This window comes from Flectobacillus sp. (assembly GCF_049240685.1).
Taxonomy (GTDB): Bacteria; Bacteroidota; Bacteroidia; order Cytophagales; family Spirosomataceae; genus Flectobacillus.
Genome location: NZ_JBMLSD010000360.1, coordinates 1 through 23,430 on the forward strand (window position 1 = coordinate 1; position 23,430 = coordinate 23,430).

A 23,430-nucleotide genomic window follows, 5' to 3' on the forward strand; every position below is an offset into this window, starting at 1 on the left:
GGCCTTAAGATATGGTTATTAACAAAAATCAATTCCTCTAACCAGTAATTATCAGTAAATTTGGACATCAAAATTTATATAATCAAGAAGTCAAAAAAACATGACTACCAAAAATCAACCCGAAAGTACTTGCCCTGCGGAGGGATTATTAAAGACACTGTCTGGAAAATGGAAGCCTCAGATATTCCGTTTTGCAGTAGATGGCCCCGTTCGTTTCAACGCCTTACTTAGGGATATCGAAGGAGCCAATAAACAATCTTTAGCAACAGCGTTAAAAGAACTCGAAACCGAAGGAATTCTACATAAAACTATTATCAGCGAAAAGCCATTACATATAGAATATCATCTTTCTGCAAAAGGCCTATCTCTTGTACCCATCTTTCATCAGCTCGAAGGCATCATAAAATAGCTTTGTCTACTATTTGAAGATAAAAAATAAACTTTTTGGATAAAAAAAGTATCCAAAAAGTTTGATTGTCGTAAAAAACCATTACTTTTGTCATAAATAACCTCGCAAAATAATTTATTTGTCTATATTTTTACGTAAAAAATAAAAAACGTAATTATGTCGACTGCTCTAAACCAAGTAGAAATATTTCGGACAGAGGTTAGTTGTCCGAAGACCGCCGCCCAATTGCTTCAGCGTTTGCATGAAGTATTTCCGCATGATAAGTTTAATTTCGATTTAGAGGATTGTGATAGAATTTTGAGAGTAGACAGCCCTCACGTAGAAATTGAAGCTATTCAAAAATGCCTTAGGGCACGAGGATATTTTTGTGAGTGGATTGAATAATATCCTACGTTTTGATACTTACTACCTATTCTCGTTATTGATGGACACGCTATCAATCAATGAGGTAGTAAAGCAAAAAAGATTATTTGACAAACAGTAATTTCGCCGATATCAGTTGCAATACTGATCTAAATAGCTATTTGATACTATTTAACATCGGCCTGCTACAATTGTTCTGCTCAATGCACAACTGAATTCATTACTTTGTTTCATATAAAACGATATAAGGCTTATGAAACCCCTTATTATCATCGAATCACCTTCTAATTTAGGTCTGAAAGAACCTTTGGAAGGAAAGGAGCCAGGTGTTAAAAAATTACCAGAGCATCTTAAAAAACATGGGTTGTATGAAAAAATCAACCCTGCACAGGTAATCCATTTGGCTGCACCTGTATATGGTAGTCAGCTAGATATAAATTCGGGTGTACTCAATACGTATAAGCTTGTTGAATACGCCAAGGTGCAGGCTCATGAACTCAAACGAGTATTGTCAACCAAGGCTTTCCCTATTGTTATTGGAGGGGATTGTAGTATTTTGATTGGGAATGCCTTGGCCTTAAAAGAGCTGGGAAACTACGGTCTTCTGTATTTGGATGGTCATACCGATTTTGTATTACCGTCGATGTCAAAAACTGGTGGAGTGGCAGGAATGGATTTAGCAATCGTAACAGGACATGGACATCATCAGCTTACTAATATTTATCAATTAGAGCCGTATTTTGAAGAAGAAAATGTTTGGTGTATAGGTAATAGGTATTGGGACCCCGAATACGTGGGTCTCATACAATCTTCACAAATTGAATATGTGCCATTATCTCACCTTCGAGAGATGGGTATCGACACCCTTTTATCTCTGTTTTTTATGCATATTGAAGCCAAAAAATGGGATGGCTTTTGGATACATTTAGACGTAGACGTTCTGGATCATAAAGTTATGCCAGCGGTTGATAGTCCACAACCTGGTGGTATGTCTTATGAGGAACTATGTGAACTATTAATTCCCTTGATGTCGCACCCCAAGGTGACTGGTATTCAATTAACAATATTAGACCCAACCCTTGACCCTTATGGCATTTATGCCCAAAGATTAATCGATAATCTTGTCAAAATATTGGCTCCTCTAAAAGTGGTTTCCAATGCTCATGACGAGGTAATGAGATTTTGACCTTAGTTTAACCTCTTAACTTCTCTACTATACTATTAGTTAACTTGGACCCTACACCTATTTTAATTTCGTTGTATCTCAATCAGTTGGGAATCTTCAAAAATACTAGCGGGAGAGATGACGTTTTCATTGAAAGGGATTCGTTTTTTATATCGCTCTTCTAATTTTTTTCTTACAACCTTGTTATCTATATCAAAATCCCTTAGTCGTTGAAGTTTCCCAATCTCTATATTGGCACCACGCTTGTAGATTTTCCAAATAAGTTCTGAGCAATAGATACGTTGATCGTCCCAGCCAAAGTAAATATCGTATTTCTTCCCTTGAAGTTTTTTTCCTTCTTTTTGCATTGCATCTAGTACATTCAGCGCAAGAATGCTTTCGGCATTTTTTAACCTTTTTACGACAAAATGATGTTTTTCGCCTCTTGCAATCCATTCATTCAATGGCGTAAGTTTAACAGGTTGAACTGCCTCGAACACGAAATACTCCTTGCCTTTTTGATAAATAATCCCACAATGTGAATACTTAGAATGAGTGGCTAATTGAATGGCTTTGCTCTGCGAAGAACGTGAGATTTGAAAAATAAGATCGCCATTTTTATAGCTTTTTGTAGAAGAATGACAGCTTCCGAGTGTAATAAATAGTGCGTAGTACAAGCAAAAGATTGAATTCATAGTAGATGGAGGTTTATTAAATACAATAAGCCGAGGAACTTGCATTACTCGGCTTTGTTATATAACGTAATATAGGTAAAAGTCTTTTGTTGATCGAAAAAATACTTTTGATATTCTATTCTTATAACGAACCTTTACTGTCCATTAAGTATGCAAACTTGCTGAAACACGTTTGAATAAATTTTTAATTTTTGCCGCTGCATTATCTACAGGTTCGGTCAACAAGCCACTAAATTCTTCTCCTTTATGCAAAAAATGAGTCATTACATAACCAGAAGTCATTCCCCACTTCTGTATAAAAGTAAAATAGCCTTTATTTTTATTTACTCGCCCTGTCGAACGGCCAGAGAAATGATACACTTTACTTTCACCAACGCCCTTGAATAATCGAATCCCCATTTTCCATAATTTCATAGAAAAATCAGGGTCAGAATACATACCTGGATGAAACTCAACACTGTAACCTCCGACGGCATTCCAGATATCTCGATGCACGATATTGGGTGGCCAAGTCGCGCCCGTCCAGTCGGGCTTTTTCAGGGTTTTGTACTCTTTTAATAATTTTGATTCATTGAATGTTGTCAAATCCTTACCAAAATCATGATGAATCACACAATTGTTGTTTGTATGGTAAGGCTCAATCATGGTGGCCGACAAGAAGAAGTAAGGGTGTCCAATAGCTTTGATTTCATCAGAGATGGCTTGATCCCATTCTGGACACACGTACATATCGTCGTTCATGTATAAAATATAATCGGTGGTTGCCTGTTGGGCAGCATAGTTCAGAGCATAACAAATCCCTATATTATTTGCGCTATAAGTATAGTCGATATCTGACTGTTCACGAACCCAATCTAAGGTTCCGTCCTTTCCTTCATTGACATGGACGATTATTTGGTGATTGAATTTTGAATTTTTTCGAATACTTTCTACACAAAGCTGCAAATAAGGTAGATTATTCCAAGAGGGAATTAGGATTGAAAATCTTTTCCCCGTATCCACTTCTGGGTGGTTTTTTTCTTGTAAGGTATTGATAAAGCTCATGGTATTTTGAGAGTTGGTCGGTAAAACTTTAGTTACACAAAAACTTAGACAATAAATCTTTCCCTAGTGTTGTTTCAGCATGTCCGTTCTGTGACCAATAGCATAAAAGTTGCGACCAATACATCAAAATTTCATATCTAGTTATCGTAATTGTCCTTGATAAATTTCTTCAAAAGCTGGTAAAAACCTACTTCCTACAGGAACTTCGACCCGACCAATTTCTATTTTTGATTTTTGAAATGCTGTAATTTTTTGTAAAGAAACGATATACGAATTGTGTACTCTACAAAAATATTGCGCTGGGAGTTTCCCCTCCATTGCTTTCAAGTTGGAGCGTGTCAAGATAGGTTTATTGTCATGAACTGTAAAGATTTTTACATAATCTTTTAATCCTTCCACAAAAAGAATATCACTATAAAATAGCTTAATTTTCTTATAATCAGCGTTGATAACTACATAATCTACCTCAGGTGCTGCTGGTTCGACAACCTCCTTATGCCTTAAGGTATACATTTCGTATGCTTTGTTGGTAGCACGTACAAAGCGATCAAAAGGAATGGGTTTCAATAAATAATCAATAACATTGAGGTCGTATCCTTCGAGTGCATATTGTTGATAGGCAGTCGTAAATATTACCATAGGAGGCTGGATAAGACTTCTCAGAAATTGTGTTCCTGTAAGAGTTGGCATCTGGATATCCAAAAAAACTAAATCAATTTGTCCTGAATTGATTAATTCCCAAGCTTCAAAAGGACTCGAAAAAGTATTTACGAGTTCAAGATAGGGGACTTTCTGAATATCGTCGGCAATCATCTCTAAGGCAAATGGTTCATCATCAATTGCTATACACTTTAGTTTAGTGAGGTAATCGTGTTGGGTTGATGTTTTCATAAAATTCATAAAGGTTGATGGATTTTGAGTGATTAAAAATCATGATACAGAGCTTTGGTATTAAAAAATTGTATAGGAGATAGTACCAATCAACGGTTTTATATTGGTGTTGGAGATTATTAATAGTGTATTGGTTAAATAGCAACTTGGCCAAACGACCAATTTTAGCTCACTCAACTCGGAGAAAATTATAGTTGGATATTAACTTCAACGATAAAAAGACCATTTTCTGTTATTGTAAGTTGATGTTTTTCAGGATAATGTAATGCCAAGCGTTTTTTTACATTTTGTAGTCCAATTCCTGTTTTATCTTCTTCTTTAAAATTATGGTCAAAATTGCGATTTTCGGTTCTAAAGGTTAGAGTGCGATTATCTACAAAAAGTTTAATCAAAATATGAGATTCCTCTATGCTGTGCAATCCATATTTAAAGGCATTTTCTACCAAAGGAATAAATAGTAGTGGTTCGATGGTATGCAAATGAATAGGACCCTCAAAAACAAATTCTGCTGTATTTTTTCCCGAAATACGCATTTTCTGTAGCTCAATATAGTTTTGTAAATAGTCTAATTCTTGTGCTAAAGGAACTTTGTCACTTTCGGATTGATACAACATATACCTTAGCAGCTGCGACAGTTTGATAATAGCATCTTCGGTATTTTCAGATTTTTTTCGAGCTAACCAACGGATATTATTCAAGGTATTGAATAAAAAATGCGGACTCACTTGAAGCTTTAAGACAGCCAGTTCGGCTGCTACTTTTTCCAACATGATTTGTTGTTGGGTATCATAATTTCTTAATCTTTCCTGCCACAATGCCAAGGATGAACTAAAAATTATCGAAAAGAAATACGTCAAGGTGGCGTTCATCAGCTGAGGAAAGGGCAACATCATCCGCGGAGGAAGTGGCATGTTTGGATAGGGCCTATTTTTCCAATCAGAAGGTGGAGGCATTTTAGGCATTCCCAAATTGAATTCATGCAATCTCAAATAATAATGTGACCAAATCCAGTGTAAGAATAGCGTAATTACAAACCCCAAAATGATATAAATTGTAAAAATATCTCCTCGCTTTTTCATTAAATACCTCGGTACCAATACCCACAAGTTGATATAAAAAGCTACCATCAATGCTAGGTTATTGAAGCATTGCACTGTAAAAAAACGACTAAACTCTGGTCGATTATAAAAACTATTGGGCATCATTAGCACTGGCAAAAAAAAGACTAACGACCAACCAACAAGATGAAATACTAACTGATACCTTTCAAATACTTTCATGCTTTTTTGTATGTGTTGTAGTAAATAAAGTGTTGAACTAACGTTAGAAAATTCCAAAATCACGACAACTGTCTATCAAGAATGCCTTTGTGTAGATAAACTGTGTACTCACAGGCATTTTCTACAAATACATCTTCTATATCTATCAACCGAGCCACTTAGGTTTTATCTGTATATAAATTGTATAGTTTTGAAAAACAGTTGATTAGGTCTTTGTAAGTTGTACTGGCCATATAAGTTTTTTTGACATAATGAGCTGTAAAACAATACAGATAAAACTTTTAATACACAAATAAAATGAAAAGAACACTCTTTGGTGTTTGGCTAACAGTCCTCTCTTTTGGTAGTATTTTGTGGGCAAAAGCGCAGAATTCTTCTACGCCAAATTATGCTAAGGTTTTTCCACAAAACCACTTAAACCGAATTTTGATTTCTATTTCAAAAGCTGATTGGGATAGCATCAAAATCGATATGAAAGAAAAGTTTCATACTGACTTCGGAAAGTCTCCTTTTCCGCGTATGGGACCACCCAATGGCGAAGGCCCCAAACAACAGGGGTTCCCAATGATGCCACCAGGTGAAAAGCGTCCTGATGGATTTTTTCCTAAGCGAGAAGGAGATGATGAAATGATGCATCCTCCATTAGGGACAGCAGAAGAGCCTCGATACGTTGCTTGCCAAGTAGAATTTGATGGTAAAAAATGGACAAACATCGGTTTCCGACTCAAAGGCAATTCGAGCTTGATGAGTTCTTGGGGGTCGGGGGTGTACAAAATGCCCTTCAGATTAGATTTTGATAAATATGAAAAATCAGATTTATACGGATTTCATGAACTATCGATGTCGCCCGCCTTTCATGACAATTCCTTAATTCGCGAAAAATTAGCCAGTGACCTCTATCGTCAGGCCGGCATACCCACTGCACAAACAGCTTTTTATGAAGTATATCTCGACTATGGAGATGGCATGCAGTATGCAGGTGTTTATACCATGGTTGAGGTAATTGACGATACGATGGTAAAGGCTCAGTTTGGTAATTCGACTGGAAATATTTATAAACCCGAATCAACTTTTCAGCGATTTAAAGAGAAAGAATTTGAGAAAAAAAATTTTAAAAAGGAAAAGAATTTTCAAGATGTCCAAGCTTTTATAAAAGCTTTGAACGACTCCAGTAGAGTAATCTCGCCTGTTGCTTGGCGTACCAATTTGGAAAAAACCTTTGATATGAAGCATTTTATCAAATGGTTGGCTATCAATACCGCCATGACCAACTGGGATACTTATGGGGCAATGGCTCATAATTTTTACTTGTACAATGCGCCCAATCGTGGTTTGGTCTGGATTCCTTGGGATAACAATGAGGCTATTTCGACTAACGAAAAGCCAAATTTTGCAATTCCAGAAGGTATGCCAGAGCCACCCAAGGACTTCAAAATGCCCAATAGAGGACTTTCATTATCTTTAAAAGATTGCCCCAAACAGTTTGTATTAATATCTTATTTAGCCCAGGATTCTGTTTACTATGCGCTGTATTTGAAAGAAGTAGAAAATTTTAGGAAAAATACTTGGCAAGTCGCTAAGCTTAGTAAACAAATCGATAGCTATGTTGCCCTAATAAAACAAGCTGCTAGTAGAGAAAAAGCACCTTATTCTCATCTGATGAGTGAAAAAAGTTTTGAGGAGGGAATTTTGAGTTTACAGAAACAAATTCTTAAAAGAGCCTCCGAAATTGACCAGTTTTTGGCCGAAAACCCAAGGTCAAAATAGTAGCAAACAAACAAGACTTGGTATTTTTGGAAAGTGTTATAGAGTGTCGAAAATAAAGTAAATTATGTATACAAATGGCATTTTTGGGCTCAAAAATGCCATTTTTTGTATAAAAATTGTGTTAATGGAAGTTAAAATCTACAGATAAAAACATAACTTCTACACTCTGAGCCCCACTTGATTAGGGTCTCAATATTTATCTGTTCCTTTGTAAAAGATTTCTGGACGAGAGTTAGAGATTTTATGTATAGGATGATGATTCATGGTAACTGAGCCAGATTTAGGGTTAGTTAAACCATTCATACAGTTGGGAAGTGATTTTATTTAGAATCTTTTTTAATAAGCAGGCAACAGTTTTTAAACAATTCAAGTCATGATTACTGAAAGGTTAACCTAATAGAACGAAAAAATTTACCAAAACTTTTAAGCACCAATATAAAATCTCTAACAATCAAATATGAAGAATTACACAATCGCAATGCTATTACTTGCTACGTCCTATCTAAGTTATGGACAAAGTAAAAAGGAAGTCAAGAAAAACAAGATTAAAACCGTAAGCGAACAAATTACCGAAAATGTTGGAGGTAAAGAAGTGACAAGGAACGATGGTTACAAAAAGTTTAACAAACAAGGAGAGGTCATCGAAGAGGCCGAATATGACAAGTATGGTAAACTCAAAAGAAAAGTCCTTTCAAAATACAACGAGTTTGATGACAAAATAGAAGAAATTATTGTAGATGGCAATAATCATCAGGTAGAAAGAGAAGTATATAAATATGATTCTTTCAAAGAAAAATCTGAGGTGTTACATTACAACGAGCGCAACGAATTGGATAGTAAGTCGGTATATACTACCAACGCGAATGGCCTCAAAACAGAGAAGAAAACTTACGATGCAAAAGGCAAACTGATTCAAGTTAAAAAGTATACGTATGGATTCTAACACATTCTTGCAAGAGGTTCAACTACAGGCAAGCTTGTTTGAACCAATTACGTTGGCGGAAATGGATGGGGTCAAACTCATGGACCGCATGGATGTGAAGTATTTGATTCCATTGGCACTACTTCCTGATATTCTGCGTGAAGCACAACCCTCTTATAAGGTTTTGGAAATAGATCAAAATCGACTTTGTAATTACAGAACCTTGTATTACGACACCGATGATTTATCCCTTTACAAAGCTCATCAAAATGGCGTATTAAATAGGTACAAGGTAAGAGCAAGAAATTACGTGGAATCAAGTCTGTCTTTTTTTGAGGTAAAATACAAAAACAATAAAGGCAGAACTAAAAAAACACGAATCAAGCAACCTGAGATTACTGATTTTCTTGAAAATGAAAGTGTTGATTTTTTAAAACAAACAACACAAGAGATTCTTCCCGAAACATTAAAAGGAATTCTTTGGGTAAATTATCAACGTCTCACACTCGTGAGTAAAGTTGGTGCGGAACGATTGACCATAGATTTGAACCTTACTTTTGAGTTTGACGAACAGCAAAAGGTCTATGCGGCGATAGTTATTGCGGAGGTAAAGCAGGAAAAAGTAGGTCAATCCCCTTTTATCGACCTCATGCGAAAATATCGACTCAAACAAGGCGGTATTAGCAAGTATTGTTTCGGAATCATCAGTTTGTACCAGCAAATCAAACAGAATAAGTTTAAAAAGCATTTAAGAAGAGTCTCAAAAATATTGGCGCACCATGACCATCTTACAACAACTAACCTCACCACAAGTTACTGAAAGTTTTCAGTGGATAGACAAATTACCAGCCAAGTTCTTTATCCGAATGGGAATTAATTTGCTCTCAGTTTTGGTACTAATAAGGCTGATTTATTATAAAAATTACCGTCGTGCTGACCTGTTTTTAACCTTTTTTGTTTTCAATATTATCATCTTTTTGTTGACCTATATGCTCAATAAAGTGGTAATGTCGATGGGGGCAGCATTTGGTTTGTTTGCCGTATTTTCGATGCTACGGTATCGTACTGAGGGTATCTCTGCCAAAGATATGACCTATCTTTTTATGGTAATAGCCATAGGATTGATTTCGGCAGTGAGCAAAGGTGGCTGGGACGAATTATCGGTACTGAATGGATTAATATTATTTGTTACATGGTTGTTAGAGAGTGGCTTAATCATGCGAAAAGAGTACTCCAAAATTGTGATGTATGAAAGAATAGAATTGATTACACCCGAGCGACGTGAAGAGCTTTTGAAGGATTTGAGAGTACGTACAGGCTTAGACGTTCACAGAGTTGAAATTCATGAGATTGATTTTCTGAAAGATGGAACAAGGATGACTATCTTCTATCATTAATTGAAGCTTGTAGCTTGAGTGATAAACTCTCGGACAATCATGTCTTTTCTGTGCATAACTCAAACCCTTTTAACCACAGTGAACCATAATATGAAAAGAATACTATTTCTCTTGCTCTTTATGTCTTTTAAGATGTGGGGACAAGAAACGGATTTACGTTCTTGGTCTGGACTCTCATTGGAGAAAAAATTAAACAAGCATATCAGTCTCAATGCCAATTTGCAAGTTCGAACGATGGATAATTTTACGACTGTTGGTTCGTATATCGGCGAATTTGGGATAGGGTATAAACTCAACAAGCATTGGGAAGTATCAGCCTATTACCGATACGCCCAAAAGCATAAATGGGATAAGAGTGATGATGCGTATGTGTACAAATCTTTCCATCGATTTTATGCCAATATCGAATATGACAGAAAGATTTCAATTTTTAAATTGAGTTATCGACTTCGTTATCAAGACCAATTTAAGGATACAGATACAGGTTTGGAAGAAACCAAAAGTTATTTAAGAAACAAAATTGAACTTTCCTATCCAAACAAAACAAGGTTTACGCCCGCTATTTCGGCAGACTTTTTTTACAAAATCGGAGAGGAATTTGATCAAATAAGATATAAGGCAGGCGTTGACTATACCATTAACAAACGCAATAGTGTGGGACTCACATTTTTTAGAGATTATTCTCTGGTGCCATCAGATCTCAATGTTTACACCATTGGGTTAACTTACAAGTTAAAATTGTAGTAAACGGACTATACGTGATTAGCAAAAAGTTTGTGCGAGCAAAGTCTCTAGCACAAACTTTTTCTTTTATAGGTCAGTCAACATAATCATGAGTTTTTCGAGCTCTTTGGTGGCATTTCCATAATTCGAATCATATTTATTAAAGATGATTGAAAAACAGTATAATTCACCATTGGAAGCTGTAAAATAACCTCCATAGGCTCTTACCCCCTCAATAGAACCACTCTTGGCATGGATATTACCAGCGGCTTTACTCTTCCTTGCAAGATTGGCAACTGTACCCGACACACCTACAACAGGTATAGATTCGTAATAAGAATTAAAGCTTTTTTCGGTGGTCATAATCGACAAAACATCGGTCATAATATCAGTTGTCACAGCATTGCTTGGCGATAGCCCACTTCCATCTTTCATTTTCAAGCCTTGCATATTTAGGCCTTTGGCACGCCAAATCTGCTCAAATGCTTTGACGGCATCGCCTGTTCCATTACCCATATTGAGCAACACCGAAGGCGTTTTCAAAAAAGCTTCAGCATAGAGATTGATACTATGATAATTACAAGCCTTTACCAATTCTTTCAAACTTGGTGAGTTTTGGGTAGCAATGGTCATCGTACCGTTTGGTTTGCTATGCGTTAAATAGCGTTTGTCTAATTCCAAAGTAGAGGTGGGGCCTTCCTGAATTTGAATACCAAGTTCTTCACATTTTTTGCCCAATGCAAAAGCCATATAAAAGGCAGGGTCAGGAATAGATCCTTTTACCGAAAAACTGCTGCCTTGTGGTACAAAACCTTCCATCAAAATGGCATCTTGGTAAGGCGTTGAGTAAATCATCACTTGGTCGCCCGTTCCTGAGCGGTCGGTAAGGACTTTGTTGATTTTGGTTAAATACGGTAAATCTGGTGCCGTTTTGACAAACCCCGCTGATTCCATGTAACCTTTTGGTTGAAAGGTCACCCAAAAGAGGTTTTCATTGATATTGAGTCCATAACAACCTGCACCATAATAATTGCCCATATCACCCCAAATCCAAGTATTAGGAATCACATTGGCATTAAAAAAACTTGCGTCTCCCATGATTCTGCCGTTGATTTTCTTGATACCCAAAGCTTTGACTTTCATTGCCCAAGCATCCAACAACTGTTTGTAATCTGGTTGGTTTTTGAATCGCCAACTACCCAGTGATGGGTCGCCATTGCCTTTGATATATAGGTTTCCGTTCAATACACTATCGACAATACTTCCGCTATATTCGAGGGTAGTTTGATACATAAAAGAATCACCCAAAGTCATTAAGGCTGTGGCGGTCGACAGCAACTTCATCGTGGAAGCAGGCGCAAGGCTTTTTTTGGCTTGAAAAGAGACGAGGCTTTTTCCTGTTTTGGCAGATTTTACACTCATCCCCACCATTCCAGTTTGCAAAAATGGGGAGTTGCTCAAACTATCAAGTCTTCGATTAACTTGGGTTTGCCATTTGAGAGTTAGGCTATCTGAGCTTTGTAAAGAAAATAACCAATGGCTTAGCAGTAAGGCAAGTAATTTCATAAATCAAGGGTAAGGGTGGTTCAAGTAATCACAGAGGAGAGTGGAGTCTCCTCTGTAAAAATAAATGCTGAGTTAGGGTTGTATGAAAGATTAGTTATGTATTTAGAACAAGGGTTGCCGCTACACCGATTCTATTTTAATGATAACGCCACCCTTCGTACAATTATAATGCTGAATTGAGAGACAGGCAAGGACTCTTTCTCGTTCATAACTGGTCGTGTACGAAGGATTAAAAACACTTTCAGATTTGGCGTTCTGATTTCAGAAATAAAGTAAAATAGCTTTATTTTTTACAAAAAATAAAAGCCTACACTTCCGAAATCCTTCATCCGATATCCAAAATATTAGGTTTTTAAAATTCTTCTGCCACACAACATTAATTACTACTTCAGTATCTCAACTTCAATGGCGCTACTATTATATACCTTGTGAGTAGCTTTGATAAAATCCGCAGCATCCGCTTTGTAGATATTGTCCACATATTTTTGTGGGTTAATATCAAACAAAGGGAAAGCCGTAGATTGTACCTGAATCATGATTTTATGACCTTTCTTGAAAGTATGCAATACATCTTGCAAGCGGAAAGTCACATCAGTGATTTGATTTGGGACTAATGGCTCTGGTTTTGAAAAACTATTTCTGAAACGGCTACGCATAATTTCGCTTCTCACCATTTGCTGATAACCTGCCAGCGTGATATGTTTGGGAGTATATGGCGTATTTTGTTCGTTGCCAGGATATACATCTACTAATTTCACAAACCAGTCAGCGTCTGTTCCAGTAGTGGCTACTTTAAGTTTGGCCAAAATCTCACCACCTAAAGTAACATCTTCTGTCAAAACATCCGTTTCAAAAGTCAATACGTCTGTTCTGCGCCCTGCAAAACGTTGGTCTTCGCTCATGTACGCACGAGGGGTAAAACCAAAAAGTTGCTTATTGTCCTCTGTGTAAGGCACAGGTTTATTAGGATCAGATACAAATTCAGAATAACCGTCTGAAGTGATTTTATCAGTCAATTTTCCTGAGTTGCTCAAGTAAAAATTAACTTTTTGAGCAGTTTTTACAGGCCATTCTTTAAATTCTTGCCATTGTTTTTTACCAGTGTCGAACAAATAGGCTTCTGGCAAATCAGATTTTCCATCGCCTGCACCTTTCAAGAAATGTTTAAAGAATTTTAGCTCAATATTTTTTTGGAAAAATGTCGAAATACGTCCCCAAAATATACATTTGAGTGAAGATGGTGGCCTCTTTCTCTTGCCCAATCGCCATGACCAAATGGTCCCATAACGATGGTATTATAGATATTCTGGTTGTATTTTTCTACGTTTTTATAAATTGTCAAAGGACCATACAAATCTTCGGCATCATACCAGCCACCTACGACCATAATAGCAGGCGCATTTTTGATGTTTTTTAAATGAGGAATAATGCTTCTTTTTTGCCAAAATTCATCATAGTTCGGATGCTCCACGTGCTCTTGCCAAAAGAAATTATCCTTATAATTAGCACCCAAATTTTTTAATGGTGTTTGGGTTTTGTACCAATCAAATCCATCCTGAGTTTGACGTTTTGGAAACAAGTCATCATACCAAGACTCTGTTGTTGGTTTTGGATGCTGAACGCCAAACACTGGGAAAGTCAATCCATAACCAATTGTAAACGCACCATTGTGATGGAAATCGTCGAAGAAGAAATCTGAAACTGGTGCTTGAGGCGAAGATGCTTTCAGGGCAGGGTGACCGCAAAGTGCGCCCGCAATGGTATAAAAACCCGGGTAAGAAATACCATATTGTCCTACACGACCATTGTTATTCGGAATGTTTTTTACCAACCAATCAATCGTATCATAAGTATCCGAAGCCTCATCCACGTCTGTTTTGGCCTTTTTGTTGGCAATATGAGGTGTCATATTTGTCCAAGTGCCCTCCGACATCCAACGACCACGTACATCTTGCTCTACAAAAATGAATTTTTCACGCATCATGTGACGAGAGTAATATAGCATTTGTGGATAATCGTCTTTTCCGTAGGGAGCTATATCGTAACAAGTACGTTGCATGACGATAGGATACTTATTGTTGGCCGAAGCGTCTTTTGGAACGTATACATTCGTGAAAAGTTTGACACCATCACGCATCGAGATTTGGTATTGGTATTTCACATAGTTTTCACGCACAAATGCCGAATCCTGTTGAGCAACAGACAGATTTTGAGCAGAAATTTTGGTGAAACCAACCAACAAACCGAGTAAAAGGAACAGTTTTTTCATGTTTTAGGAGTGTTGATTCAGATTTGTTTTTGCTAAAATTAAAACAAAGAATCGGTTTTCATGAAAATACAATATGTTTTTTAGCTGAAATGAGTCTGAATGATAGATTAATTATCAAAAGAAAAAGCGCCACAGGATAGTATAAAATCCGCCTTGGAACTGAATACCATCTTGTGACGCTTGGCCTAATCGATTTCTGAAAAATGTTTTTAATTCTTCAAAACACCAAAAGTGATGAATGAAGGATAGGCTTTTTGGTGATAAACTTTTTGCGTGGCTTTTTGATAGTCACTTTCTTTTGCTTCAAAGATATTGATAAATTTCTGAGGGTTTCTATCTGCCCAAGGGAAACATGAACTCTGGATTTGCACCATAATTTTATGTCCCTTCTTAAAAGTATGTAACACGTCCTGTAGCTCTAATTTTACTTCTGTTGGCTTCCCCGGAATAAATGGTTCGGGTTTGGTAAAATTATTGCGGAATTTTCCTCTGATAATTTCACTACGGATTAATTGCTGGTAGCCACCATACACTACATCAGGATGAGCGGGGTCGTAAGGGGCATTGTTTGGATATACGTCTATAACTTTCACAATCCAGTCGGCATCCGTGCCAGTGGTCGAAACCTTCAGATTCGCTAAGATATTGCCCACCATCGTCAAATCGTCTTTGAGTGTATCTGTTTCAAAACTAATTACATCAGGACGCTGATAGGCAAAACGCTGGTCTTCAACCATATATTCCGCTGAAAAACCATCATTGATTTTTCCAGAAAAAGGTACAGGACGATTTGGGTCTGATAGGTAGCTGGTTACTCCATTCTCATTTTGAGGTTTTGTAAAACCTAATTTTCCTCCATTTTGTAAATACAAAACAGTTTCTTGTGCATTTTTTGCAGGATAGGTATCAAAGCTTCTCCATTGGTTGCTACCTGTTTCGAACAAAGTTGCCTCTGCTAAACTCAAAGGTAAAGATTCGTCTATGAGGTAATGATTGAAGAAAGGACTTTCAATTTTTTCTTGATAGTATAACGAAGTTTTCGAACCAAATTCAATATCAGCCAGTGATTGTCCAGAAGCGCCAGCCCAACCGCCGTGTACCCAAGGGCCAACCACAAAACGTATATCGTTGTTTGGTGATTGTTTTTCCATGGCTTGATAGGTTTTGAACGTTCCGTACAAATCTTGTTCATCGTACCAACCACCAACTACTAATACTGCATGCTTGATATTTTGTAAGTGGGGTAAAATATTGCGTTTTTGCCAGTGCTCATCAAAATTAGGATGGTCAAAATTTTCATGAAAGTACTCATTACGCTTTTTGTAATATTGCTCTTCAGCGTTACGAGTTGGCCCCATTTTTAAGTAAAAATCATATCCATCTGGACTATCAAATGAGAAATAAGGCGCAGGGCGATTTTTGGTAGGTTGAGTTTGAGGTTGGAAAAAGTTATAAAAACCAAAATTAGCTCCCAACATAAAAGCGCCCAAATGGAAGGCATCATCACGCCACAAATCTGCCATTGGCGCCTGTGGAGAAGAAGCTTTCAAGGCAGGATGTTGCGAAACCGAACCAGCCGATGTAAAAAAGCCAGGGTAGGAGATACCCCACTGACCTACTTTGCCATTATTGTTAGGAATATTCTTGACTAACCAATCGATGGTATCATAAGTGTCGCTTGATTCGTCAATATCTTTCTCTGACGATTTTTTGTCAAGATGTGGGGTCATTTCTACAAACTTTCCCTCAGATGCCCAACGTCCACGGACATCCTGATATACTACGATGTAATTTTCCCGAATCATAAACGGGTTAGGCCCAATACGCTTTTTGAATTTATCGGTACCGTAAGGGTTGCAAGAATACGGCGTTCTCTGCATGATAATAGGGTGTTGCTTTGATTTGTCTTTGGGCGCATACACCTGTGTAAAAAGCTGAACACCATCACGCATTTTTACCATATACTCAGACTTGACATAGTTGTTTCTGATATAAGCCGAATCCTGAGCAATTGAATATTGATAGTTTGATTGAGCTTTTCCTAGAAAGGATAAAAAGCAGAAGAGGCAAATAAGTGAGTTTCTCATAAGCATATCATTAAGCGGGTTTACAAAGTATTGTTCAAAGTTAGGAGAAAAAGAGAAAAGGCACAAAGTTGAATAAGGATAGAGGCTTATAGTGAGTAAATGGTCAAGAGAGGTGTCAAAAACCATTTTCTATATCTGTAAAAAGCCATAACATTTACAGAAATCAACAATGCTCAATTTTTGTAGTCTATCTATTTTTTGACAAAATAAACTAGTCACTTTGTGCCTGACCCCTCAACACCTTATGCCTCCTCTATATTTTTTACCATATTTTACCTAAAACAAGTCGAAAGCTACGCATGATTCCGTAATTTTGCACCCGAAGTTGTCCCGAGTACGCCGAATGTACCAAAAAACAATCTATTAGGACAGCCTCAAATGCTGAAAATGAACGAAGTATTAAGAATTGCGGTCCAAAAATCGGGTCGCCTTAGTGAAGATTCACTAAATCTTTTCAAAGAGTGCGGAATCAAATTTGATAATGGTGCTGGTAAATTAAAAGCGACATCTTCAAACTTCCCCGCAGAATTTTTGTTTCTCAGAGACGACGATATTCCCGGTTATGTAGAAGATGGAGTGGCGGATATCGGAATAGTCGGACAAAACGTTCATGTCGAAACAAACAAGCATGTAAACGAAGTTAAATTATTAGGATTCTCAAAATGTCGCCTTTCAATTGCAATTCCTCGCAGTGAAACATATGGCGGAGTGAAGGAACTAGAAGGAAAAAGTATTGCTACTTCTTATCCTGTAATTTTGGGTAACTTCTTGAAAGATAATGGTGTAAGTGCTCATATTCATGAAATTTCTGGTTCGGTAGAAATCGCTCCAAGTATTGGATTGGCACATGCCGTATGTGATATCGTTAGTTCTGGAGGTACTTTGTTGAGTAATGGTTTGAAAGAAGTGGAAGTAATTTTCCGCTCTGAAGCTATTATGATTGGCTATCCCAACCTTTCTCCAGAAAAACAAAACATTCTGAATCAAATCTTGTTTAGAATAGACTCAGTACAACGTGCTAAAAACCGTAAATATGTTGTGCTAAATACCAAACAAGAGAATATTGCTTTGATTCGCCAATTGCTACCGGGCATGAAAGCACCTTCAATTTTGCCATTGGCAGACGAAGGTTGGGTGTCGATGCATTCGGTAATTGAGGAGCAAGATTTCTGGCAAAATATCGAAAAACTTCGTGAAGCAGGTGCTGAGGGGATTTTGGTATTGCCAATTGAGAAAATGATTTTTTAATAATTGCTTTCAGCAAATGACATTTCGAGATTTGAAAATAATCTCAATGGGTTCAAAATTTCCCAAGCCGAATGCCAAAGGCTGAATGCAAAAAGTATTCCTTTTGCATGAAAATTATAAAATATCCATCACCATCCGACTACCAAGCGATTCTTACTCGCCCAGTACAGGATATGTCAGTGATTGAACAAAGAGTCATCCCTATTCTTGAAAAAGTAAAGGCAGAAGGTGACAAGGCACTTTTTGAATTGGCATTACAATTTGATAAAGTGACTTTAGAAACGCTCGAAATGGATGCTTCGAAGGTAGAAGCGGCATCAGGTTTATTAAGTGAAGAGCTTAAAACTGCTATCCAGTCGGCCTATCACAATATTTATAAATTCCACGTAGCGCAAAAACAAGCACCCGAAAAAATCGAAACGACCACTGGCGTTACTTGTTGGCGCAAATCGGTAGGCATCGAAAAAGTAGGGGTCTATATTCCGGGAGGAACAGCACCTTTGTTTTCGACGGTATTGATGCTTGGTGTTCCTGCGCAAATTGCGGGTTGTAAAGAAGTAGTATTATGTACGCCTTCCGATCACCCTGCGATTTTGTATGCAGCCCAGCTTTGTGGCATTTCTAAAATCTTTCGTGTGGGTGGTGCTCAAGCGGTGGCTGCAATGGCTTACGGTACAGAATCGATTCCTCAGGTTTATAAAATTTTTGGACCAGGTAATCAGTATGTTACTGCTGCCAAAATGCTCGTAAACAAAGAAGGTGTAGCCATTGATATGCCAGCAGGACCATCAGAGGTAGCTGTTTGGGCAGACAATTCTGCTAATCCTGCTTTTGTAGCGGCAGATTTATTGTCACAAGCAGAACATGGTATCGACTCACAAGTGTTGTTGGTATCTACTTCGGAAGAATTAATTGAGGCTGTTAATCAAGAGTTAGAAAAGCAATTGGCAGTATTGCCTCGTGCCGAGTTTGCAGCCAAAGCCCTAGAAAATAGTCAAGCAGTATTGGTTGAAAATCAGGGTATTGCCATTGATATGCTCAATCAGTATGCTGCCGAGCACTTGATTATGTCTGTCGAAAATGCAGAAGAATTATCTGAGCAAATCTACAACGCAGGTTCGATTTTCTTAGGAAATTATACACCAGAATCAGCTGGGGATTATGCTTCAGGTACCAACCATACCCTACCAACCAACGGTTTTGCTAAAGCCTATTCAGGGGTAAGTTTGGACAGCTTCGTCAAAAAAATAACGATTCAGAAAATTACAAAAGAGGGTATTCAACATCTGGGTAATACGATTATCGAGATGGCCGAAGCCGAATCTTTACGTGCCCATGCCAATGCGGTTCGCGTAAGATTGGCATAATTTTTTGTCATAGAACCAACAAACTAGGTGATAGCTCCTCATTCGGTTGAGATGCATCACCTTTTGTTGTTAAAAAGGGCGAAAAGTGCCATCAGTCCGTAAGCTGATGCATTAGCCAAATTTACTTATTTCACTAAATCCAAGAAACAAACTTATGAAATTCGACATACACTCAGTTGTGCGCCCGCACATTTTAAACCTTGCTCCATACTCTTCTGCACGAGATGAATATACAGGTAAAGAAGGAGTATTTTTAGATGCAAACGAAAATCCAATTGGTTCGGCAACGCCAGAAAATTGGAACAGATATCCTGACCCTTATCAGTTTGCAATCAAGGAAAAATTGGCACCCATCAAAGGCTGTCGTCCAACGCAAATTTTCTTAGGAAATGGCTCTGATGAACCTATCGACTTAATTATTCGACTCACATGTGAACCAAAAGTCGATAATATTATTATATTGCCTCCAACTTATGGCATGTATGAAGTAAGTGCATCGGTTAATAATGTAGGAATACAAAAAATTCCATTAACTCCCGAATATCAATTGAATATTGATGCGGTTTTGGAAGCGATAAATTCAAAAACAAAATTGATTTTTATCTGTTCACCCAATAACCCAACAGGTAACTTGATTAATCGTGAGGCAATTTTACAAATCATCGAAAATTTCCAACAAGGAATCGTTATTATCGATGAAGCATACAACGATTTCTCCGATGAGCCTTCGTTCATTCCAAGTTTGGATGAATATCCTAATGTAATGGTACTACAGACTTTCTCGAAAGCATGGGGTTTGGCTTCACTACGTCTGGGAATGGCCTTTGCACAAGAAGAATTAATTACACTTTTGAATAAAATTAAATATCCTTACAACATTAATGGTTTAACGCAAAAGTTGTTAATTGAGAATATCGACAATACAGATTTTGTAAAAAAATCGGTAGCCACACTCAATGAAAATAGAGCACAACTTGAAAAAGAATTAAGCGAACTACCAAATGTTGAACATATCTACCCTTCAGATGCGAACTTCCTTTTGGTTCGTTTCAAAGAGGCAAAAGCTGTATTTGATTACTTAATTGACAATAAAACCATTGTTCGTGACCGCTCAAAGGTAATTTTATGTGACAATTGTTTACGTATTTCCGTCGGAACAAAAGACGAAAATGCCATTTTAATGGGTTATCTTCGTTCTTATGAGGCATAAATCAATTAAATAACAATTTTATGAAAAAAACAGTATTGTTTCTTCTACTTACGTTGGCATCTGCAAGTGCATTTGCACAAAACAAAGACTGGGCTTTAGGAGCAAAAATAGGTGAGCCTGCAGGGATTAGTATACGTAATTATTTGAGAAATGACAAAAATGCAATAGAAGTAAATCTTGGTCTATATGGTGCGTTTTGGGGAGTAAAAGATAGTTATAAGAGCGGATATTTTGATGGATCTGGCGTAGCCATAAGTGCTTTGTATTTGTGGCACAATCAGATGGGAAGTAGCCGATTCAAAAATTACTATGGATTTGGAGGCCAATATACTTCTCGTAGTTATTATGAAGATATAGCTGGAGGTGGCAGAAACAAACTTCCTTCAGTGGGTTTAGGTGGCGTTGGAAACGCTGGATTAGAATATTTCTCACCAGACTCACCGCTTTCTATTTTTATGGAAGTTGGAGCATACGTAGAATTAGTACCATCGTTCTTCTATTTCCACCCACAAGCGGGTATCGGTGCAAGACTTAATTTTTAAAAATAGAATTGATACTTGCAAAATTATTTTGAAATGATATCTTTGCAGTATCAATTCAAATGGGGATGTAGCTCAGTTGGCTAGAGTGCTTGACTGGCAGTCAAGAGGTCGTGGGTTCGAGCCCCATCTTCTCCACCAAAACGGGTATCGCACGTAACAGTGCGATACCCGTTTTTTTTTGATAAAAGCAACTTTTTAAATATTCTTTGATACACATTGTATGTTGATCAAAGAATACAATATGTATAGTTTCGTTGTATGACAAATGAAACTATAATACAAGAATTTGGACTAAGAATAAAACAGTTAAGGACTGGAAAAGGTATTAGCCAAGAAAAACTAGCCTTTGAAACAGGCTTTCATAGAACTTACATAGGAATGATTGAGAGAGGAGAAAGGAATATCTCCTTAACTCATATTGCTGTATTTGCGAAGTATTTTGAAATGACAGTTTCCGAATTGTTAAACTTCTCTTCTTTAAATCCAGAACACACGTATCACTCTTACACTCTTAAAAATAAAGAATAATGTCAAGAAAGCATTCGTTTACCTTGACATTATCAAACAATGTCACAGAGAAAGAAGGTGTAAATTATCTCATAGAAAATCATACAGGTTTTTTCAAGATTGATTTACCAACCAAAAAGAAAATTCTGGATTTACTACAGATTGAACATCGTTTTCTTCAGTCGTTTGATATGATATATATTCCGAATTTAATAGGGAAAGAAATTGATGGAGATGAAATAGAGACCTATTTGGAAGATATGATACTAGTTGAGCTAAAGACAACAAAGAAGTATTTACCCAATAACCCAAAAGGCTTCTTTTTTGGCGCTACTGAGAACGAATTTAATTTTGGAGAAATTTTAGGAGAAAGGTTCAGATTTTGTTTTTTTAGCTTACATGAAAAAGGCTCTTCCTACGCACTATTGACTATTGAGGAATTGGCACTCATTATTCGAAATAAGAGAATACAGTATCAAATCAACTTGTAGGTGTAAATAATAAAATGATACACCATCATCCATACCTGCTCCCCAAAATCAATAAATTATATTTGGAACCTCTCCCCAACCAAGGATAGAGGTTCTTTTTATTTATGTAGTTTTGAAAAACTTTTTTCTCCTTTGAGTAAAGTTCCACTTACTCGGAGCTTTATTGTTTTGGGCACAAGCCTCTAACATTCTTAACCATGAATATGATGAAATCCAAATTGATTAAAAACTACGGTCTTTTGTTATTCGTTTTTTGTTGCTATACTTTTGAAAGCTTGGCGCAAAAAGCCTCTCAAGCTATTTCAAGACCACTTTTGTTGAAGCAATTCAAGCAAAATTTTAATGATGCACAAAAACAATATCAGTTTTTGGCTCAGCATCTTCCTGCAGGTAAATTTCCTAAAACGTATTTTCCCAATACAGACCGCTATGAGTTTAGTAACTCTGATTGGTGGTGTAGTGGCTTTTACCCTGGCTCTTTGCTTTATATTTATGAACAAACTAAAGATCAAGCTACCTATCAGGAAGCAGAACGTATTCTGAAAGACTTAGAAAAGGAAAAGTATAATACCACTACCCATGATTTGGGTTTTATGATGTTTTGTAGTTTTGGTAATGCTAATCGTATTGCCCCAAAACCAGAATACAAAGAAATTCTATTGACTTCGGCCAAATCTCTTGCAACGCGTTTTAATCCAAAAGTGGGCTGTATTAAATCATGGGATTCAAAGCCTGATGATTTTTTGGTGATTATCGACAATATGATGAACCTCGAGTTGTTGTTTTGGGCAACCGAAGTAACGGGCGATTCTAGCTATTATAAAATTGCAGTAACTCACGCCAACACTACGATGAAACACCATTTCCGTCCTGACTTTAGTTCTTTCCATGTAATTAATTACGACGCAAATACTGGTGAGGTAAAACAGAAGAAAACAGCCCAAGGTTTTGCCAATGAGTCGGCTTGGGCACGTGGTCAGGCATGGGGTTTGTATGGGTACACGGTCATGTATCGTGTAACAAAAAATCCAATATATCTAGAACAGGCAAATAAGATTGCTAATTTCTATTTAAACCATCCAAATCTTCCAGCAGATAAAATTCCTTTCTGGGATTTTAATGCTCCTAATCAGCCAGAAGCCTTACGTGATGCTTCAGCTGCTTCGGTTGTGGCATCGGCATTATTAGAGTTGCAAGGATATGTAAAGGCTCCGTTAGCTAAAACCTATGTAGCTTCTGCCGAGAAAATGCTTTGGAGTTTATCTAATTCTCCATACAAAGCGGCTTATGGCAAAAATGGGGGCTTTTTAATCAAACATTGTGTCGGTCATATTCCACAAAATACCGAGGTTGATGTACCACTAACTTATGCAGATTACTATTTCTTGGAAGCTATGAAACGCTATCAAGAATTGAGAAAGTAAGATTTATCGAAGTAATATTCCTCTCTATTTGGTTCAAGGTTTGGATAAAAAGCTTTGAACCAA

Annotated in this window: 21 protein-coding genes, 1 tRNA gene and 1 pseudogene; 16 read left to right on the forward strand and 7 right to left on the reverse strand. The window is 37.1% G+C overall.

Features of this window, described 5'->3' with window-relative positions:
* The first annotated feature begins 100 nt into the window (after positions 1–100).
* The 3 genes from ACOVQ4_RS16590 (at position 101) to ACOVQ4_RS16600 (ending at position 1,958) form a co-directional block, all read left to right on the forward strand.
* Positions 101–409: a winged helix-turn-helix transcriptional regulator gene (locus tag ACOVQ4_RS16590; protein ID WP_421821740.1), complete on the forward strand. Its 309-nt coding sequence runs from the start codon at positions 101–103 to the stop codon at positions 407–409.
* A 156-nt stretch (positions 410–565) separates the two neighbouring features.
* A complete protein-coding gene (locus ACOVQ4_RS16595) occupies positions 566–793 on the forward strand; it encodes a hypothetical protein (protein ID WP_421821741.1) in 228 nt (75 codons plus the stop codon).
* 232 nt (positions 794–1,025) lie between these two features.
* The gene (locus ACOVQ4_RS16600) at positions 1,026–1,958 is read left to right on the forward strand and encodes an arginase family protein (protein ID WP_421821742.1); all 933 of its coding nucleotides are present in this window, start codon (positions 1,026–1,028) and stop codon (positions 1,956–1,958) included.
* A gap of 62 nt (positions 1,959–2,020) precedes the next feature.
* Here the strand turns inward: ACOVQ4_RS16600 and ACOVQ4_RS16605 are convergent, their stop codons facing one another.
* The 4 genes from ACOVQ4_RS16605 to ACOVQ4_RS16620 all read right to left on the reverse strand — a co-directional run bounded on the left by ACOVQ4_RS16605 (position 2,021) and on the right by ACOVQ4_RS16620 (position 5,847).
* Entirely contained in the window at positions 2,021–2,632 is a 612-nt protein-coding gene (locus ACOVQ4_RS16605; RefSeq protein ID WP_421821743.1) for a YiiX family permuted papain-like enzyme, read from the reverse strand.
* A gap of 144 nt (positions 2,633–2,776) precedes the next feature.
* Entirely contained in the window at positions 2,777–3,676 is a 900-nt protein-coding gene (locus ACOVQ4_RS16610) for a glycosyltransferase family 2 protein (RefSeq protein ID WP_421821744.1), read from the reverse strand.
* Between the two features lie 141 nt (positions 3,677–3,817).
* The gene (locus ACOVQ4_RS16615) at positions 3,818–4,567 is read right to left on the reverse strand and encodes a LytR/AlgR family response regulator transcription factor (RefSeq protein WP_421821745.1); all 750 of its coding nucleotides are present in this window, start codon (positions 4,565–4,567) and stop codon (positions 3,818–3,820) included.
* A gap of 188 nt (positions 4,568–4,755) precedes the next feature.
* Positions 4,756–5,847, reverse strand: a complete 1,092-nt coding sequence (locus ACOVQ4_RS16620; RefSeq protein ID WP_421821746.1) for a sensor histidine kinase — start codon at positions 5,845–5,847, stop codon at positions 4,756–4,758.
* Positions 5,848–6,144: 297 nt separating this feature from the next.
* Between ACOVQ4_RS16620 and ACOVQ4_RS16625 the strand changes: the two genes are divergently transcribed.
* From ACOVQ4_RS16625 to ACOVQ4_RS16645, 5 genes are all read left to right on the forward strand, one after another.
* Positions 6,145–7,614, forward strand: coding sequence for a CotH kinase family protein (locus ACOVQ4_RS16625; RefSeq protein ID WP_421821747.1), 1,470 nt, complete (start codon positions 6,145–6,147; stop codon positions 7,612–7,614).
* Positions 7,615–8,071: 457 nt separating this feature from the next.
* The gene (locus tag ACOVQ4_RS16630; RefSeq protein WP_421821748.1) at positions 8,072–8,557 is read left to right on the forward strand and encodes a hypothetical protein; all 486 of its coding nucleotides are present in this window, start codon (positions 8,072–8,074) and stop codon (positions 8,555–8,557) included.
* Positions 8,547–9,356, forward strand: a complete 810-nt coding sequence (locus ACOVQ4_RS16635) for a polyphosphate polymerase domain-containing protein (RefSeq protein ID WP_421821749.1) — start codon at positions 8,547–8,549, stop codon at positions 9,354–9,356. Before ACOVQ4_RS16630 ends, ACOVQ4_RS16635 begins: the two co-directional genes overlap by 11 nt.
* On the forward strand, positions 9,316–9,933 hold the full coding sequence (locus ACOVQ4_RS16640) for a DUF4956 domain-containing protein (protein ID WP_421821750.1): 618 nt from the start codon (positions 9,316–9,318) through the stop codon (positions 9,931–9,933). The genes ACOVQ4_RS16635 and ACOVQ4_RS16640 overlap by 41 nt, the downstream gene beginning before the upstream one ends.
* A gap of 90 nt (positions 9,934–10,023) precedes the next feature.
* Positions 10,024–10,677, forward strand: coding sequence for a DUF2490 domain-containing protein (locus ACOVQ4_RS16645; RefSeq protein ID WP_421821751.1), 654 nt, complete (start codon positions 10,024–10,026; stop codon positions 10,675–10,677).
* A gap of 66 nt (positions 10,678–10,743) precedes the next feature.
* On the opposite strand, the gene dacB is transcribed toward ACOVQ4_RS16645, so the two are convergent.
* The 3 genes and pseudogenes from dacB to ACOVQ4_RS16660 form a co-directional block, all read right to left on the reverse strand.
* Positions 10,744–12,222: a D-alanyl-D-alanine carboxypeptidase/D-alanyl-D-alanine endopeptidase gene (gene dacB / locus ACOVQ4_RS16650; RefSeq protein WP_421821752.1), complete on the reverse strand. Its 1,479-nt coding sequence runs from the start codon at positions 12,220–12,222 to the stop codon at positions 10,744–10,746.
* Positions 12,223–12,605: 383 nt separating this feature from the next.
* Positions 12,606–14,491, reverse strand: a pseudogene (locus ACOVQ4_RS16655) (CocE/NonD family hydrolase).
* A gap of 209 nt (positions 14,492–14,700) precedes the next feature.
* Positions 14,701–16,578 carry a CocE/NonD family hydrolase gene (locus ACOVQ4_RS16660; RefSeq protein ID WP_421821753.1) on the reverse strand — a complete coding sequence of 626 codons (1,878 nt, stop codon included), beginning with the start codon at positions 16,576–16,578 and terminating at the stop codon, positions 14,701–14,703.
* A gap of 387 nt (positions 16,579–16,965) precedes the next feature.
* Here ACOVQ4_RS16660 and hisG point away from each other — a divergent pair, with 387 nt between their 5' ends.
* The 8 genes from hisG (at position 16,966) to ACOVQ4_RS16700 (ending at position 23,367) form a co-directional block, all read left to right on the forward strand.
* Positions 16,966–17,826 carry an ATP phosphoribosyltransferase gene (hisG, locus tag ACOVQ4_RS16665; RefSeq protein ID WP_421821754.1) on the forward strand — a complete coding sequence of 287 codons (861 nt, stop codon included), beginning with the start codon at positions 16,966–16,968 and terminating at the stop codon, positions 17,824–17,826.
* Between the two features lie 107 nt (positions 17,827–17,933).
* On the forward strand, positions 17,934–19,193 hold the full coding sequence (hisD, locus tag ACOVQ4_RS16670; protein ID WP_421821755.1) for a histidinol dehydrogenase: 1,260 nt from the start codon (positions 17,934–17,936) through the stop codon (positions 19,191–19,193).
* A 154-nt stretch (positions 19,194–19,347) separates the two neighbouring features.
* Positions 19,348–20,403 (forward strand): histidinol-phosphate transaminase, encoded by a 1,056-nt coding sequence (hisC, locus tag ACOVQ4_RS16675; protein WP_095163003.1) that lies wholly within the window; start codon positions 19,348–19,350, stop codon positions 20,401–20,403.
* A gap of 20 nt (positions 20,404–20,423) precedes the next feature.
* The gene (locus tag ACOVQ4_RS16680) at positions 20,424–20,945 is read left to right on the forward strand and encodes a hypothetical protein (protein ID WP_421821756.1); all 522 of its coding nucleotides are present in this window, start codon (positions 20,424–20,426) and stop codon (positions 20,943–20,945) included.
* Positions 20,946–21,006: 61 nt separating this feature from the next.
* Positions 21,007–21,083, forward strand: a tRNA-Ala gene (locus ACOVQ4_RS16685).
* A gap of 120 nt (positions 21,084–21,203) precedes the next feature.
* Positions 21,204–21,473, forward strand: a complete 270-nt coding sequence (locus ACOVQ4_RS16690; RefSeq protein WP_421821757.1) for a helix-turn-helix domain-containing protein — start codon at positions 21,204–21,206, stop codon at positions 21,471–21,473.
* Complete coding sequence (locus ACOVQ4_RS16695) at positions 21,473–21,943, forward strand: hypothetical protein (RefSeq protein WP_421821758.1); 471 nt, start codon at positions 21,473–21,475, stop codon at positions 21,941–21,943. Before ACOVQ4_RS16690 ends, ACOVQ4_RS16695 begins: the two co-directional genes overlap by 1 nt.
* Positions 21,944–22,146: 203 nt before the next feature.
* Positions 22,147–23,367: a glycoside hydrolase family 88 protein gene (locus ACOVQ4_RS16700; RefSeq protein ID WP_421821759.1), complete on the forward strand. Its 1,221-nt coding sequence runs from the start codon at positions 22,147–22,149 to the stop codon at positions 23,365–23,367.
* The last annotated feature ends 63 nt before the right edge of the window (positions 23,368–23,430 follow it).